This window comes from Micromonospora sp. NPDC048935 (genome assembly GCF_043197875.1).
In the GTDB taxonomy this organism is placed as follows: Bacteria; Actinomycetota; Actinomycetes; order Mycobacteriales; family Micromonosporaceae; genus Micromonospora.
Genome location: NZ_JBICTZ010000005.1, coordinates 58,155 through 74,419, shown reverse-complemented (window position 1 = coordinate 74,419; position 16,265 = coordinate 58,155). Strand labels below are relative to the sequence as shown.

Annotated in this window: 11 protein-coding genes; 7 read left to right on the top strand and 4 right to left on the bottom strand. The window is 71.7% G+C overall.

Annotated features, from left to right (window positions below):
• Window positions 1-21 precede the first annotated feature (21 nt).
• Entirely contained in the window at window positions 22-1,326 is a 1,305-nt protein-coding gene (locus ACGFIW_RS16035; RefSeq protein ID WP_393315498.1) for an acyltransferase family protein, read from the top strand.
• A 37-nt stretch (window positions 1,327-1,363) separates the two neighbouring features.
• Entirely contained in the window at window positions 1,364-2,335 is a 972-nt protein-coding gene (locus tag ACGFIW_RS16030; protein ID WP_393315495.1) for a DNA polymerase domain-containing protein, read from the top strand.
• Between the two features lie 21 nt (window positions 2,336-2,356).
• Here ACGFIW_RS16030 and ACGFIW_RS16025 read toward each other — a convergent pair whose 3' ends face one another.
• Together ACGFIW_RS16025 and ACGFIW_RS16020 are read right to left on the bottom strand one after the other, a co-directional pair.
• Window positions 2,357-4,528: an acyltransferase family protein gene (locus tag ACGFIW_RS16025; RefSeq protein WP_393315492.1), complete on the bottom strand. Its 2,172-nt coding sequence runs from the start codon at window positions 4,526-4,528 to the stop codon at window positions 2,357-2,359.
• Between the two features lie 74 nt (window positions 4,529-4,602).
• On the bottom strand, window positions 4,603-5,109 hold the full coding sequence (locus ACGFIW_RS16020; RefSeq protein ID WP_393315490.1) for an Lrp/AsnC family transcriptional regulator: 507 nt from the start codon (window positions 5,107-5,109) through the stop codon (window positions 4,603-4,605).
• Window positions 5,110-5,215: 106 nt separating this feature from the next.
• Here ACGFIW_RS16020 and pdhA point away from each other — a divergent pair, with 106 nt between their 5' ends.
• The 4 genes from pdhA (at window position 5,216) to ACGFIW_RS16000 (ending at window position 10,763) form a co-directional block, all read left to right on the top strand.
• Window positions 5,216-6,382, top strand: a complete 1,167-nt coding sequence (pdhA, locus tag ACGFIW_RS16015; RefSeq protein WP_393315487.1) for a pyruvate dehydrogenase (acetyl-transferring) E1 component subunit alpha — start codon at window positions 5,216-5,218, stop codon at window positions 6,380-6,382.
• A complete protein-coding gene (locus ACGFIW_RS16010) occupies window positions 6,379-7,383 on the top strand; it encodes an alpha-ketoacid dehydrogenase subunit beta (RefSeq protein WP_393316452.1) in 1,005 nt (334 codons plus the stop codon). The genes pdhA and ACGFIW_RS16010 overlap by 4 nt, the downstream gene beginning before the upstream one ends.
• On the top strand, window positions 7,368-8,813 hold the full coding sequence (locus ACGFIW_RS16005; RefSeq protein ID WP_393316449.1) for a dihydrolipoamide acetyltransferase family protein: 1,446 nt from the start codon (window positions 7,368-7,370) through the stop codon (window positions 8,811-8,813). Before ACGFIW_RS16010 ends, ACGFIW_RS16005 begins: the two co-directional genes overlap by 16 nt.
• A gap of 270 nt (window positions 8,814-9,083) precedes the next feature.
• A complete protein-coding gene (locus tag ACGFIW_RS16000; RefSeq protein ID WP_393316446.1) occupies window positions 9,084-10,763 on the top strand; it encodes a right-handed parallel beta-helix repeat-containing protein in 1,680 nt (559 codons plus the stop codon).
• Between the two features lie 165 nt (window positions 10,764-10,928).
• On the opposite strand, the gene ACGFIW_RS15995 is transcribed toward ACGFIW_RS16000, so the two are convergent.
• Together ACGFIW_RS15995 and ACGFIW_RS15990 are read right to left on the bottom strand one after the other, a co-directional pair.
• Window positions 10,929-13,016 carry a PQQ-dependent sugar dehydrogenase gene (locus tag ACGFIW_RS15995; RefSeq protein WP_393315484.1) on the bottom strand — a complete coding sequence of 696 codons (2,088 nt, stop codon included), beginning with the start codon at window positions 13,014-13,016 and terminating at the stop codon, window positions 10,929-10,931.
• 20 nt (window positions 13,017-13,036) lie between these two features.
• Window positions 13,037-13,987, bottom strand: coding sequence for a sugar phosphate isomerase/epimerase family protein (locus ACGFIW_RS15990; RefSeq protein ID WP_393315482.1), 951 nt, complete (start codon window positions 13,985-13,987; stop codon window positions 13,037-13,039).
• 696 nt (window positions 13,988-14,683) lie between these two features.
• On the opposite strand from ACGFIW_RS15990, the gene ACGFIW_RS15985 reads away from it, so the two are divergent.
• Window positions 14,684-15,952, top strand: a complete 1,269-nt coding sequence (locus ACGFIW_RS15985; RefSeq protein WP_393315479.1) for an Ig-like domain-containing protein — start codon at window positions 14,684-14,686, stop codon at window positions 15,950-15,952.
• Window positions 15,953-16,265: the final 313 nt, after the last annotated feature.

The following is a 16,265-nucleotide window of genomic DNA, read 5'->3' as shown; positions in this document are numbered from 1 at the left end:
GCCGAGAGGTTTCCTGACCGTATGACAACCCCCGCCCTCATTCGGTCCCGTGGCACGTTGGCCGACCTGCTTTCCGGCCGGAGCAACGGCATCGGGCTGATCCGGCTCTGCCTCGCCGTCGGCGTCGTCCTGTCGCACTCCAAGCCGCTCGGCTTCGGTGCCGCCGACCTCGGCTACAGCCTGACCGGTCGGCAGACCAACGTCGGCACCATGGCCGTGTACGGCTTCTTCGTGCTCTCCGGCCTGCTGATCACCCGCAGCGCCAGGCGTACCGGCCTGATCCGCTACGCCTGGCACCGGGCCCTGCGGATCCTGCCCGGTCTCTGGGTCTGCCTGCTGATCACCGCGCTGGTGATCGCCCCGCTCGTCGCGTTGCGCGAGCACGGCACCACCGACGGCTACTTCGACAATCCCGGGGAGCCGGGCGGCCCGCTGGCCTACCTGCGCGGCAACTGGTGGACCGGTGTCGAGCAGTACGGCATCCACGACCTGTTCATCCAGTCCACCCCGTGGGGTCGCAAGACCAGCACCAGCGTCTTCAACGGCGCGCTGTGGTCACTGAAGTACGAGATGTTCTGTTACGTCGTGGTGGGCGTGCTGGCGGCGACCGCCGTGCTGCGCCACGCCCGCCGGTTCGTGCTGGTCCTGACCGTCGCTCTCTACCTGAGCATCCTGCAGGACTGGGTGGCCACCGGGCAGATCAGCGGCCCGGCGTCGACGGCGGGCTGGACCTTCGACGCGCCACTGGTCGGCCCGATGAGCTTCCACTACATCGTCTACCTGGGCTTCCTCTTCGCCCTCGGCGCGACCTTCGACCTCTACCGGGAGCGGGTGCCGATCAGCGACGTGCTGGGCATCGGCGCGGCGGTGGCGCTCGGGTTGTCCCTGCTCGTCGGCGGGTTCTTCGTCATCGGGCTGCCCGCGTTCGCCTACCTGCTGGTGTGGCTGTCGGTGCGGCTGCCGCGTCAGGTGCACTGGGTGGGCCGCAAGAACGACTACTCGTACGGCATCTACATCTACGGGTTCATCTTCCAGCAGCTGATGGCCAGCCTCGGCTGGAACCGTTGGGGTTACGTGCCGTTCGCGGCCATGTCGGTCGCGGTCGCCTTCGTCGCCGCGTTCCTGTCCTGGAAGCTTGTCGAGCAGCCCGCGCTGCGGTTGAAGGACTGGACGCCGGGCTTCGTGGCCCGCCGGTCGGCGCAGCGGGTGCCCGTCGAGCAGCAGACCGCGGTGGCCGAGGAGCCGCCCGCGTCGCCGCCGGTGCAGGTCGGCGGTCCGACCGAGGAGTTGCCGCAGCAATCCGCCACGCTGGTTCCCGGCCGCTGAACCCGCCGGCACGCCCCCGAGCCGTACGCTCGGGGGCGTGGCCACGGCGGCGGAGGAGATCCAGGTGGGGGAGCGGCTGGTCCGCGTCTCCAGCCCCGACAAGCCGTACTTCCCGGAGCTCGGGCTCACCAAGCTGGACGTGGTGCGCTACTTCCTCTCGGTGGGTGACGGGGTCCTGCGCGCGTTGCGGGACCGGCCGACGATGCTGGAACGCTGGCCGCGTGGCGTCTTCGAGGGCGCGACGATCGCCACCCGGCAGACCAACCGGGGCGACGCGTTCTACCAGAAGCGGCTGCCGGCGGGCGCGCCCGAGTGGGTGCGCACCGCACACATCACCTTCCCCAGTGGCCGGACCGCCGACGAGGTCGCGCCCAGCGAGTTGGCCGTGGTGATCTGGGCGGCCAACCTGGGCACCCTGCGGTTTCACCCCTGGCCGGTCACCGCGGCCGACGTGGAACGCCCCGACCAGTTGCGCATCGACCTCGACCCGGTGCCCGGCGTCGATTTCGCGCAGGTGGTGCCGGTGGCCCGGGAGGTGCGGGCGTTCCTGGCCGAGTTGGGCATGACCGGCTACCCGAAGACCACGGGTGGGCGGGGCCTGCACGTCTACCTGTCGATCGAGCCGCGGTGGAGCTTCGGCGAGTGCCGTCGGGCGGTGCTCGCGTTGGGCCGGGAGATGCAGCGCCGGCTGCCGGAGCTGGTCACCACCACCTGGTGGCGGGAGCAGCGGGACCGGCCGGTCTTCGTCGACTACAACCAGATGTCGCGGGACCACACGATGGCCTCGGCGTACTCGATTCGACCGACGCCCCGGGCCCTGGTGTCGACACCGCTGACCTGGGCGGAGCTGGACGACGCCCGACCGGAGGACTTCGACGTGCTCACCGTGCCAACCCGCTTCGCCGAGCGCGGCGACCCGCACGCCGGCCTGGACGGCGACCGGCACTCGCTGGAGCCGCTGCTGGAGTTGGCCGACCGGGAAGGGCTGGAAGCCCCGCCCGAACGATGAGATCCGGGCCGGCCCGGCGGGTCACAGGTCGGCCAACACGGGCTTGAGCGCGGCGCCCACCTGGGGTGCGAGCGTCGTCGAGTAGGTGGCGCTCAGGTGGTGCGCGTCGCGCCACACGAGCACACCGCCGATGACGGGGGCGCACCGGTCCGCGGGGCAGATCCAGTCGTTCAGGTCGACCAGGTGGGCACCGGCGAGCCCGTCGGCCGCCTCCTCCTGCGCCGGACCGCCCCCGCGGCCCAGTGCCTCGGCCCGGGGATTGGCGCACCTGGTCAGGCGGTCCGGGTTCTTCGACACGCACTCGGCGACGTCCTCCAGGTGCAGCGGAGTGTCCCGCAGCACCACCACCGGAATCTTCTCCGCGATCATGCCGCTCCAGGTCCTGCGCAGCTCGCGGGCCAGCGCGGACCGCCACTGCGAGCGCGGCTCGCCACTGACCGGGTACTCGGCGTTGGTCACGACCAGCAGATCGGGACGACCCGCGCCGAGCAGTGTCTCCCGTACCTTCCTGTTCCACTCCGTGCAGGAGGTGTAGGGCCTGTCGTTCAGGGAGATCTCCGCCGTCAGGAACGGGCAGCCGCCCTTGGTGTAGGTGGCCAGGCGCCACCCGTTGGTCTCCGCCGCCAACCGCATGGCGGGAACCCACTGGTCGGCGTGGGAGTCACCGGCGAGCGCGATCGTGATCGCCGAATTCATCTTCCCGTAGACGCACACCTCCGGCGTCGCGGATTCCAACGACACGTGGCAACTCTTCTGCGCCTGCAACAGCGGCGCGTCCTGGGCCGCCCGCACCGGGTCGGGCGTGATCGAGTCGACCTTGTCGACGGGCACCCCGGCCCGGCTGGTGCGGGGGGATCCACCGAGCGCCGCGGCACCCGGCGCCGCCGGTGGCGCCGCCTGCGCCGAGCCGCCGGGCACCTGGCCCATGATGACCGACGGCGGTGGCGTCGTACCCGCCGTCGACGGAATGCCCAGTTGGAAGGCGAGGCCGGCCAGCGCCGCCGCACCGGTGCAGACGGCCCCGATGCGCAGGGCGGAGGTCGGCCGGTCGGCGAGGACCGGTGACCGGCGCACCGGGTTCTCGATGAAGTGGTACGTGAGCGCGGCGGGGATCACCGAGGCGGCCACGACGGCGAGCGCGGGGCCGATGCCGAGGTCACCGAACTGCGCCTGCGCGGCGACCAGCACCGGCCAGTGCCACAGGTACAGCGAGTAGGAGATCCCGCCGACGTAGCGCAGCGGCTGCCGGCCCAGCAGCAGGACGGGCCCGGCGCGGCCGGCGGCCGGCCCGAACGCGATCACCGTGGCCGTACCGAGGGTGGGGCCGAGCGCGGCGTAGCCGGGGAAACCGGCCTCGGTGGTGATCAGCGCGGCCGAGGCGCCGACGGCGATCAGCCCGGCCCAGGCCAACGGCACGGCCACCAGGCGCGGCGACCGGCTCCACCAGATCGCCGTGACGGCGACGGCGCCGCCGAGGGCCAGTTCCCACATCCGGGTGGTGGTGACGAAGTACGCCGATGGGTCGGTCGGTGAGACGTACAGCGCCCAGGCGAACGAGGGGACCGCGATCAGCGCCAACCCGAGCAGGTAGAGGCCGCGGCCACCATGCCCCCGGCGGCGGACGAACCACCCGAGGGCGATCAGCAGCAGGGGCCACACCAGGTAGAACTGCTCCTCGACGGCGAGAGACCAGAAGTGCTGGGCGATGCTCGCGGCGTCGTTGGCGGCCACGTAGTCGGCGGACTGCTCGGCCAACCGCCAGTTCATGGCGTAGCAGGCGCTGGCGATGACGTCCCAGGCGGTGGCCGACCAGCGGCCACGGGGCAGGAAGAAGTAGGTGAGCACCAGGGTCGCGAGGAGGACTGTCGCGGCGGCCGGGAGCAGACGCTTCGCTCGTCGGGCGTAGAAGTCGGTGAGCGAGAGCCGTCCACGCTGGTCGAGTTCCTCGACCAGCAGACCGGTGATGAGGAAGCCGGAGATCACGAAGAACACGTCGACACCGACGAAACCGCCGGGAAGGTACGGCACTCCGGCGTGACCGAGGAGCACCAGCAGCACGGCCACCGCCCGCAGGCCCTCGATGTCAGCGCGGAAGGACCGCGCGCCCGTCGACGGGGGCCGTGTCGACGTCGGCCTGGTCGGTGGCGGGGCGGCTACCCTGGCCTGCGCCCACAACTCATTTGATATAGCCACGTCGCGGATAGTAACGGCGTTCTGCGGTGGTTCGGCTGTTTCGTCATCGTGCTAATGATTTCGTGTTATGACCTCTATTGCCAGGGGCTCCGCGTTCCGCCGAACTCCTCGAAGACGAGCCAGGACCGCGTCGACAACACCCCGGCGATGCGCTGCACCCGGTCCAGCACCACATCCCGCAGGGCGGCGTTGTCCGGGGCCCGGACCAGGGCCAGCACGTCGTGTTCGCCGCTGAGCAACGCCACGTGCTCGACATAGCGCACCCGGGCCAGCTCGGCCGACACCTCCCGCCAGGTGTTCTGCTCGATCGTCAACGCCATGTACGCCGAGGTGCCCAGCCCGGCCGCCTCGGGCGCCACCTGGGCGTGGAACCCGGTGATCACCCCGTCGCGCAGCAACCGCTCCACCCGCGCGTACGCGTTGGTGCGGGAGATGTGGATCCGTTCGGCGAGGGTACGCACCGACGTCCGCCCGTCCCGGACCAGCTCGTCGAGGATCCGCCGGTCCACCTCGTCGAGGGCTCGAACCGATCGTCCCGATCCCGCCGCCCGGTCTGCTTCGTCGCCGGTCTCCTGGCTCACTGGTGGTCCCTCCGCATGCCAACCGTCCCGCCTTCTGCGTGGATCTTGAGTCAATCATCCGACAGGCGGAAGCATAGGCTCACCACACGTCCCAGGAGGTTCCGCCGTGACGACCACTCCCCAGGCGGTCCGCAGGGTATCCCCGCGTACGCGTCGGGCGGCCACCCCGCCCGACCCGGCGCGCCCGCTGCTGCCGAACACCGAACCCGTCCGTCTGCTCGACCCGACCGGCACGCCGCTGCCCGCCCGCGGCGACTATCCGGAGCCACCCGTCGAGGTGCTGCGCGAGCTGTACCGCCGCATGGTGCTCGGCCGCCGGTTCGACACCCAGGCGACCGCGCTGACCAAGCAGGGCCGGCTGGCCGTCTACCCGTCCTCGCGGGGCCAGGAGGCGTGCCAGGTCGGCGCGACGCTCGCGGTGCGCGACACCGACTGGGTCTTCCCCACCTACCGTGAGTCGATGGCGCTGGTTGCCCGGGGCATCGACCCGGTCGAGGTGCTCACGCTGCTGCGCGGCGACTGGCACTGCGGCTACGACCCGACCGAGGTACGCACCGCGCCGCAGTGCACCCCACTCGCCACCCAGTGCGTGCACGCCGCCGGTCTCGCGCACGGCGAGGCGTACCAGGGGCGCGACACCGTGGCGCTGGCCTTCATCGGCGACGGTGCCACGAGCGAGGGCGACTTCCACGAGGGGATCAACTTCGCCGCCGTGTTCAAGGCGCCGGTCGTCTACTTCGTGCAGAACAACCGCTACGCCATCAGTGTCCCGTTGTCCCGGCAGACCGCCGCGCCGTCACTGGCCTACAAGGGCGTCGGCTACGGCGTACCCAGTGAGCAGGTCGACGGCAACGACCCGGTGGCGGTGCTCGCCGTGCTCACCCGCGCGGTCGCGCACGCCCGCGCCGGCAACGGACCGTTCCTCGTCGAGGCGCACACGTACCGGATGGAGCCGCACACCAACGCCGACGACGCCAGCCGCTACCGCGACGGCGCCGAGGTCGACGCCTGGCGCGACCGCGACCCGATCGCCCGGTTGGAGACCTACCTGCGGGCCCGCGGGGTGCTCGACGACGCGGCGGTCGCCGAGGTCGCCGAGCAGGCCGAGGCGTACGCGGCGGACCTGCGCACCCGGATGAACGAGCAGCCGAGCGTCGACCCGTTGAGCCTGTTCGAGCACGTCTACGCCGAGCCCACCCCGCAACTCGTCGAACAGCGTGAGCTGGTCCGCGCCGAGCTGGCCGCCGCTCGCGACGAGGAGGGGGACGCCTGATGGCCACCACCATGGCGAAGGCGCTCAACACCGCGCTCGCCGACGCCCTCGCCGCCGACGACCGGGTCGTCGTCTTCGGTGAGGACGTCGGCGCGCTCGGCGGTGTCTTCCGGATCACCGACGGCCTCCAGGCCCGCTTCGGTGAGGACCGCTGCTTCGACACCCCGCTCGCCGAGGCCGGCATCGTCGGGTTCGCCGTCGGCCTGGCCATGTCCGGTCTGCGGCCGGTGGTCGAGATGCAGTTCGACGCGTTCGCGTACCCGGCGTTCGAGCAGATCGCGTCGCACGTGGCGAAGCTGCGCAACCGGACCCGGGGCGCGCTGAGCGTGCCGATCGTGATCCGGGTGCCGTACGCGGGCGGCATCGGCGGGGTCGAGCACCACTGCGACTCGTCCGAGGCGTACTACGCGCACACCCCCGGTCTGAAGGTCATCACCCCGGCGACCGTCGAGGACGCGTACTCGCTGCTGCGTGAGGCGATCGACGACCCCGACCCGGTGGTCTTCATGGAGCCCAAGAAGCTCTACTTCGGCAGCGCCGACGCGGCCCTGCCGACGCGGACCGAGCCCTTCGGCCGGGCCGTGGTGCGCCGTCCGGGACGCGACGCCACCCTGGTGGCGTACGGGCCGGCGGTGCCCGTCGCGTTGGAGGCCGCCGAGGCCGCCCGCGAGGAGGGGTGGGACCTGGAGGTGGTGGACGTGCGCACCATCGTGCCGTTCGACGACGACACCATCGCCGCCTCGGTCCGCCGCACCGGCCGCTGCGTGGTGATCCAGGAGGCGCAGGGCTTCGCGGGGGTCGGCGCGGAGATCGCCGCCCGGGTGCAGGAGCGCTGCTTCCACGCGCTGCACGCCCCGGTGCTGCGGGTCGCCGGGCTGGACATCCCCTACCCGGCGCCGATGCTGGAGCACACCCACCTGCCCGGGGTGGACCGGGTGCTCGACGCGGTGGCCCGACTCCAGTGGGACGACCAGCCGGACGCGCGTTGGGCGGCGGCATGACCACCGTCGAACGGACGCAGGTCTTCCTCCTGCCCGACCTGGGTGAGGGGCTGAGCGAAGCCGAGATCGTCGAGTGGCGGGTCGCCGTGGGCGACGTGGTCACGGTCGACCAGAGCGTGGTCGAGGTGGAGACCGCGAAGGCGGTCGTGGACGTGCCCTGCCCGTACGCCGGACGGGTCGTCACCCTGCACGGCGCGGCCGGTGAGGTACGCCCGGTCGGCCAGCCGCTGATCACCATCGCACCGCTGGGCGGCGGCGACGAGCCCGCCGGGCACGCCACCTACCGCGAGGAGGAACGGGCCGGCTCCGGCAACGTGTTGATCGGCTACGGCACCGGCCACGGCGGTGCCACCCGCCGCCGCCGTCGACCCCGCCTGACGCTCGCCCCCGAACCGGCCGACACCGCGCCGACCGCTGGTACCGCCCCGACCGGCGGCGTTGCCCCGTCCGGTGGTGGTGCCCCGACCGGTGGTGCTGCCCCGACCGGTGGCGTTGCCCCGGCCGGTGGTGCTGCCGCCGGCGACGCGCCCGGCCACCCGGGGCGACCGACCGCCCTGGTCATCTCGCCGATCGTGCGGCGGCTGGCCCGGGAGCGTGGCGTCGACCTGAACGCGGTGCGGGGCTCCGGGCACGGCGGGGTGATCCGCCGTGCCGACGTGGAGGCGGCGCTGACCGTGCCCGCCGCCCGGCTCGCCGCCGCGCCGGACGCGCCCGTCGCGCCGGTGCCGTCCGGGGACGACGACGTCATCGTCCCGCTCACCGGCATCCGCAAGGTGATCGCCGACAAGCTCTCCCGCAGCCGGCGGGAGATCCCCGAGGTGACCATCTGGGTCGACGTGGACGCCACCGGGCTGCTGGAGACCCGGGCCGCGATCAACGCGGCGACGCCCGACGCGCCGGTGAGCATCCTGGCCCTGCTGGCCCGGATCTGCCTCAGCGGGCTACGCCGGTTCCCGCAGCTCAACGCCCGGGTCGACACCGAGGCGCAGCGGATCGTCCAGTCCGCCGGGGTGCACCTCGGCATCGCCGCGCAGACCGACCGGGGTCTGCTGGTGCCGGTGCTGCGCGACGCCCAGCGACTCACCACCGCCGAGCTGGCCGCCGAACTGGCGGCGACCACCGCCGCCGCGCGGGCGGGCACCCTGCCACCGGCCCGGCTGACCGGCGGTACGTTCACCCTCAACAACTACGGGGTGTTCGGCGTCGACGGCTCCACACCGATCATCAACCACCCCGAGGCGGCGCTGCTCGGGATCGGGCGGATCGTGGACAAGCCCTGGGTGGTCGACGGGCAACTCGCGGTGCGCAAGGTGACCCAGCTCAGCCTCACCTTCGACCACCGGGTCTGTGACGGTGGGGTGGCCGGTGGCTTCCTGCGGCACGTCGCCGACTGCGTGGAGCGCCCGGCGCTGCTGATCGCCGCCGTCTGAGACGCGTACCCGGCCCCGGCGCTGCCCCCTGCGGCGCCGGGGCCGGCGCGCGTGCCGGGCGCTGCCGGCGGCGTCGTCGTGCCGGGCGCTGCCGGCGGTGTCACCGAGCCGGGCTCTCCCGGCGGTGTCACCGTGCCGGGGTTTCCCGGCGGTGTCGCGGTGCCGGGGTTTCCCGGCGGTGTCGCGGTGCCGGGGTTTCCCGGCGGTGTGATCGGGAAGTCGGCCCCGCCGGAGCGCACCGAACGCGTCGAAGGGAGCCGGCCTGTGGCCGTGGCGAACGAGCTGCTACTGAACTCGGTCCGGGTACGGCGGCCCGCCTCGGCCGGCGCGCCCCTCTACTGCGACGCGCTGGAGTACGGGCTGACCGGCGACGGCGCGACGAACGACCAGCCGGCTCTGGCCGCCCTCGTGGACCGGCTGGGCGCCGGGTACGCCTCGGACGGGCGCGCCCGGGTCATCTACTGCCCGCCGGGCATCTACTCGATCCGGGACGCGGGCACGGTGTGGCGCAGCGGCGTGTCGCTGGTCGGGGCCGGCCCGGCGGCGACCCGGTTCATGCTCAGCAACGAGGGCAACCGGGCCGATCCGACGCCGTTGGCCTTCTGGACCACCGTGCAGCACGGTGCCGACCGGGACCGGCACATCGCCGACTGCACCTTCTCCGACTTCCAGATCGACGGCTCCGGCGTGGCGATGGCCGAGTACAACTACCTGGCCAAGGGCCTCGGTCTCCAGTACGTGGTGCGGGGGGTGTTCCGCAACCTCTACATCCACCACACGGCGGCCACCGGGCTGGGCTGCGACTTCCTCCAGGACTCCCTGATCGACGGCGTGGTGGTGGTCGGCTGCGGCCGACTGGACAACGGCGAGCAGATGGGCGGCGCCGGCATCGGGGTCGGCATCGGCGGCTGGGGCACGGTGGAGCGGCTGACCATCGCCAACTGCACCACGCTGGCCAACGGCACCAACGGAATCTTCCTGGAGTTGCAGAAGGACTACTGGGCGCCGCCGCGCGGCTACCGCATCATCGGCTGTCACAGCCAGGGCAACCGGTTCGGCATCTCCGACTGGGGTGCCGACGGTCTGATCGTCTCCGCCTGCACCATGACCGGCAACCTGGAGACCGGCTTCGACGTGTCGGCGCAGGGAACCTCGTCGGTGGCCGGCCGGGGTGGGCTGCTCACCGACTGTGTCATCGACGGCAACATGCGCGACGGGGTCAGCATCGGCAACAGCCCCGGCCCGTACACCGTGCGGGGCAACCGGATCAGCGGCAACGGGCGACACGGCTACCACGCGCACGACCTCGGACGCGGCTACCAGGGCCCGATCCGGGACGTCGTCATCGAGAGCAACGAGTTCTGGGGCAACGGCCTGGACGCGGTCCGGATCGACCACCAGATGACCGACGCGGTGCTGCTCAACAACCGGATCCGCAACAACGGGCGGCAGTGTGCCCAGGGCGCCGGAGGCACCGGGGACGCCGTCCGCTACAGCGAACGGTGCCTGGTGGACCGGTCGGCCAACTGGCCGCACGACGGGCACCGGGGCAAGGTCCTGCGGGTCGGGCGCGCCGTGGCCATGGTCGCCTCCAACACCGGCGACGAGCTCACCCTCGCCCCGGTACGCCCCGACGGGTTCACCGCGTGGAGCGGGGACGTGCCGCCGCCCGGCTGCGGATACGAACTGTCTCCCGCACCCGAGCGGCGGGCCGGGATCACGATCGACGCGGCGTTCGACTCGGCCACGGTCCGCGGTAACCGGATCTGGGACAACCACGACGACCAGACCCAGACGCACGGGCTGTGGATCACCGAGCGCGGCAGTTGTGTGGGCTGCCGGGTCGAGGACAACGACCTGGCCGGCAACGTCGGCGACGGGATGCTGCTGGAGACCCCGCCGGTGGGCGGACGCTGGCGGGACAACCACGTCGACAGCGACTGGGGCTGAGCGGCGACCGGAGGTCCGCCCGCACCGGCGCCGGTCCGTGCCCCCCCGCCGGTCGGAGGACCGTCCGCCCGTTGCGCCGGAGCGTGCCCCGCGCCGGCAGGAGGAGAAACGACGAGCGGCGGCGACCGGAGTGCTCCGGTCGCCGCCGCCGTCATCCTGGGTTGGTCAGCCGGCCAGACCGGCCACCGGGGTCGGGTCCAGCACGACCGTGGCCGAGCCCGACTGCGCCGGAGAGCCCGCGTCGGTGTACTCCGCGACGAACACGGCGGTCAGGTTGTCCGCACCGCTGTGCCCACTGTCGAGGAAGGTGGGAATGCTCCCGGAGCAGCCCGTCGAGGTGGACAGCGGGTGCCCGTGCTCGTCGTGCCCGAGCACGTAGGTGACCTTCACCTTGGAGCAGTCCACCGGCAGGTCGTCGGTGACCTTCACCTCGTACGCGACGGTCTGCCCGAACTGGAAGGGCTGCCCGGCCTCCGGGGTGACGAACTCGACGACCGGCGCGGTCGGCCCGACCACCAGCGGCAGGCTCGCCGAGGCGGACCGTCCGGTGCGGTCGGCCACCTTCAGCGTCGGGGTGTACGAGCCGTTCTCCGGGAACGTCCAGGTCGCGTTCGCAGCGGTGCTGTCCACCGAACCGTCGGCGTTGAAGTCCCACGCGTAGCTGAGCTTGTCACCGTCCGGGTCGGTGGTGCCGGCGCTGGAGAACGCGACGGTCAGCGGGGCCTGCCCGACGGTCGGCGTGCCGCTGATCTTCGGGATCGGCGTCCGGTTGCCCCGGACGAAGTCGATCCGGGACAGCTGGGCGTCCGGGTTCTCGGCGAAGTAGCCGTCACCGTACTCCAGCACGTAGAGCGCGCCGTCCGGGCCGAACTCCATGTCCATCGGGTTGTCCACCACGAGCGACGGCGCCACCGGACGGATGTCCGTGACATCGCCGTCGGCGTCGAGGCGGAACTCCTTGATGTAGTCGCGGGACCACTCGTAGAACAGCGGCACCCCGTCGTAGTACGCCGGCCAGCGGGTACGCGACGTGCTCGTCCCGTCGTAGTCGTACGCCGGGCCGCCCATCGGAGAGATGCCGCCGGTGCCCAGCTGCGGGAACTCGGCGGACGGGGCCGCCGCGTACCAGACCTGCGGCTGCTCGACCGGTGGCAGCACGCGCTTGCCGGTGTTGTGCGGTGAGTCGTTGACCGGGCGCTTGCAGTTGAACTTGGCGCCGGACTCGCCGGTGGCGAAGTCGTAGTCGCGGTAGGCGATCGTCGGCGTCACGCAGTACGGCCAGCCGTAGTTCGCCGGCTTGTCGATGACCATCCACCGACCGTGCCCGGCCGGGCCACGCTCCGGGTTCGGGGTGGAGGCGTCCGGGGAGTAGTCGCCCACGTACACGTTGTCGGTACGCCTGTCGACGGAGAACCGGAACGCGTTGCGCAGCCCCATCGCGTAGATCTCCGGGCGGGTCTGTGCCGTGCCCGGCTTGAACAGGTTGCCGGCCGGCACGGTGTAACCGCCACCGTTCTTCACCTTGATGCGCAGCAGCTTGCCGCGCAGGTCGTTGGTGTTGGCCGCCGAACGCTGGGCGTCGAACGCCGGGTGGCGGTCGGCCCGCTCGTCGATCGGAATGTAGCCGTCGGAGGCGAACGGGTTGGTGTCGTCACCTGTCGACAGGTACAGGTTGCCCAAGCTGTCGAAGTCGATCTGGCCGCCGACGTGGCAGCAGATGCCCCGGTCGGTGGGCACGTCGATGATCTGCTGCTCGCTGGCGAGGTTGAGCTTCATCCCGTCCAGCTTGAACCGGGACAGCCGCAGTGCGCCCTTGAACGGCTGCCAGTCGGCCTCGGTGCCGGTCTCCGGTGCGTCCCCCTCGTTGACGCCGGGGGTCGCCGGGTCGTCCACCGGCGTATCCATCGGCGGCGAGTAGTAGAGGTAGACCCACTTGTTCTGGGCGAAGTTCGGGTCGATGGCGACCCCCTGCAACCCCTCCTCGTCGTGCTCGTACACCGGGATGTCCGCGGCGAGGGTGTTCAGCCCGGTGCGCGGGTCGTGGATGCGGACCTCGCCGGTGCGGGAGGTGTGCAGCACCCGCAGGTCGGGCAGGACGGCGAGGCTCATCGGCTCGCCCGGGAAGTCGTTCAGTGTCACTTTCTGGAAGCTGCTGTCCGGCGGCGCGGCCGGCGCCGCGGCCGCCGCCGACGGTGGTACGGCCAGACCGGCCGTCACCAGCAGCAGGGCGGACACGAATGCGGTCCTGTTCATCAATTGTCCCCCGAGGTGTTTCAGTACCGAAGTGAGGCGAGATAGTCGAAGCCGACGCGAGCGGTGTCCAGGGCGTCGGCGGGGGAGCGTGGCGTGGTGCCCGCGTCGTCGCGCTCCACGATGTACTCCTCGATGCCGGCCTCCCGCTCGTGGGCGAAGATGCGGCCGAAGTCGATGAGGCCGTCGCCGAGGTCGGCGAAACCGCCCTCGACGTCGAGGTCCTTGACGTGCACCTGGCGGATCCGGCCGCGGTTGGCCCGGATCACGTCGACCGGGTCGTGCGCGCCCCGCCACGTCCAGTAGAGGTCGAGTTCGAAGTGGACCAGGCGCGGGTCGGTCTGCCCGGTGAGGATTTCGAAGCCGGTCGAGCCGTCGGTCAACGGCGTGAACTCCAGTTGGTGGTTGTGGTAGCCGAAGTCGAGCCCGGCGCGTTCGGCCAACCGGCCGGCCTTGTTCAGGTCGCGCGCCAGGGCCCGGTAGACGTTGGGGTCCCGGATCGCCTGACCGTTGGCGTCCCGACCGAAGTACGGGTGGACGATCTTCTTGCAGCCCACGACGTTGGCGTCGGCGAGGGACTGCTCCCAGGCGGCGGCGTCGAAGGGCTGCGGGATGGCGGTGTGCCCGGAGGTGGACCGCAGCCCGGCCTCGTCGAGCGCCGCCCGGAACTGCGCGGCGGTGCGTCCGACGAATCCGGCGTGCTCCACCCGCCGGTAGCCGATCCGGCGCAGCGCGTCCAGGGTGCCCGGCAGGTCGGCGGCGAGCTGGTCGCGCAGCGTGTAGAGCTGGATGCTGATCCGGTCGACAGGCACCCGACGTCGGCCCTGGGACTGCCCGGCGGGCGCGGCGGTGGCCGGGCCGGCGAGCAGACCGGCGGCGCCGACGGCGGCGGCGGAGACGGTCGCGGCGCGCAGCACTCCGCGCCGGCTGATCGACTCGGATGCCGATATCGGACGGTTGAGCTCTTGATCCATGGTGGTGGTCCCTTCCTGACGGCAGGTACGCCGTCGGCGGCGGTCGACCTGGCTGCCGTCACCCGGGCACGCCGAACCGGCCGGAGGCGGGCTCCGGCTGGACGGTGAGGACGGCGCGCCGGTGCGGCCCAGCCCTCCATGGGGGCGGAACACAGCGAACCCGGCAGGGGCGGCGGCAAGCTGATCGACTAATGGGCAACCCTCTATCTGGAAGGTGACCTTACCCTTGCCCCCGGACGAAGGCAAAGCTTCGTCGCGTTCGGCAGAAGTTTCACTTCAGGTGACAAAAGTCCAGCCTCGACGTGCGCCACCCGCCGTCACCTTCTAGTTCCCGCGCCGGTCGGGCGGGGTGGGCGGAGCGCCCCGGACCTGCGCGTATCCGTGCCGTCCCGATGACCCTGCGTCACCGAAGCCGGGCCGCGCACGAAGTGGGCCGGGACGGACCGGGTGCGACCGGTCGCACGCCCCGTTCGCGTCGCATCCCCCGCAGACACCGTCATCCGGACAGCCGGTCCGGGGTCGCGCAAGCAGGGCAAAGGGCCCGACAGGGGCCGGTTGAGCCGCTGTTCCAACAAGCGGAACATTGCCGGAAAATGCGTCGGTAAATGCGCCGTCGATTATTTCCGAATGCCGTGGACGGCCCTGTCGAGCGGGCGAGAATGTGGCGGAGGGAAGTCGAAAACGGGGGGACTGAACATGACGTCTAGGCGGCGATTGACGCTGTTGGCGGTAACCATCGCAGCCGCACCGCTCGTCCTGGGTGGGTGCACCGCCGACCGGGACACGGCGAACGGTTCGGCCAAGCACCACGTCGCCGGGCCGGACCTCGCCGTGACGCCGGGGGACAAGGCCCGGGACGTTCCGGTCAGCGCCGAGGTGGGCACCGTGGTCAAGGGTGGACGGGTCACCGGCGTACGCCTCACCGACGACAAGGGCAAGGTGGTCGACGCCGAGCCGCGTGAGGACGGCTCGGGTTGGGTGCCGAAGGGGCCGCTGCAACCACGGCGGACGTACACGGCCGAGGTGACCGCCACCGGGGACTCCGGTGCCACCACCACCCGCACCACCACGTTCACCACCATGGCCAAATCGACCAAACCGCAGATCACCAGCACCCTCTATTTTGTGGGTAATCGGACGTACGGCACGGCGATGCCGGTAACCGTCGCGTTCGACCCGGCAATTCCGAAAGAGGCCAGAGCGGATGTCCAGCGACGGTTGTTCGTCAAGACGAATCCGCCGCAGCCGGGCACCTGGTCGTGGCTTGAGGATGGCAGTCAGGTCTATTACCGGGCGCCCGACTTCTGGAAACCGGGGACCTCGATCAGTGTCCGGGCCGGCCTGGAGGGCCTGCCGATCGGCAAGGACCGGGTCGGTGACGCCGAGCGGACCGCGACCTCCAAGATCGGACGCCAGCTCGCGCTGGAGATCGACAACGCCACCAAGCAGATGACGGTGCTGCGCGACGGCAAACAGATCCGTCGCATCCCGGTCAGCCTGGGCAAGCCGAGCACACCGAGTTCCAGCGGCAAGATGGTGATCATGGAGAAGCACGAGCGGACCACCTTCGACACCCGGGGTGAGCCGAACGGCGGCTATGTGGTCGACGTCGACGACGCCCAGCGCTACACCTGGGGTGGCGAGTTCATCCACTCCGCGCCCTGGTCGGAGGGAGAGCAGGGCAACACCAACACCTCGCACGGCTGCGCGAACGTCTCCGCCACGGCCGCCGACTGGCTGATGGGGGTGACCCAGGTCGGCGACCTGGTCACCGTCAAGGGCACCGAGGTGGAGTTGCAGCCGGGCAACGGCTGGACGGCGTGGAATGTGAGCTGGGACGAGTTCGTCCGGGGCAGCGCCCTGCCGGTGCCACCCGGGCTCAGGCCCGCGCCGGTCGCCCCGGCGCACCCGGGCGCGGTGGCCGGTGGTTCGCCCGCCCCGGCGCCCTCGGTCAGCGGCCGCTGAGACACCGGCACCGGCACCCGGGGCCGGCCCGCCACCACGGCGGGCCGGCCCGGGCGTGTCAATTCCAGGGGTACGCGGGCAGGTCGGCGAGCACCCCGCGCCATCGGGGCCGACCACCGCCCATGATCGACACGGTGTCCGTGCTGTCGCGGCGTAGCGCTGCTGCGGATACCCGGCAGGGCACGGCCCGGCGCTCGGGGTGCACGCTGCGGCGCTGGGCCCCGGCCCCTACCCCGAGGGGGACGAGGGGCACCTCGGGGTAAGACCCTGGGCGTACCCGGAATCACTCCCGCGGAGGCCGAAACTGTCGGTG

Excerpts from the sequence above, each read along its gene's own strand:
- ACGFIW_RS16035 (WP_393315498.1), top strand. The coding sequence starts at position 22 with ATGACAACCCCCGCCCTCATTCGGTCCCGTGGCACGTTGGCCGACCTG.
- ACGFIW_RS15990 (WP_393315482.1), bottom strand. The coding sequence starts at position 13,987 with ATGGATCAAGAGCTCAACCGTCCGATATCGGCATCCGAGTCGATCAGC.
- ACGFIW_RS15995 (WP_393315484.1), bottom strand. The coding sequence starts at position 13,016 with ATGAACAGGACCGCATTCGTGTCCGCCCTGCTGCTGGTGACGGCCGGT.
- ACGFIW_RS15985 (WP_393315479.1), top strand. The coding sequence starts at position 14,684 with ATGACGTCTAGGCGGCGATTGACGCTGTTGGCGGTAACCATCGCAGCC.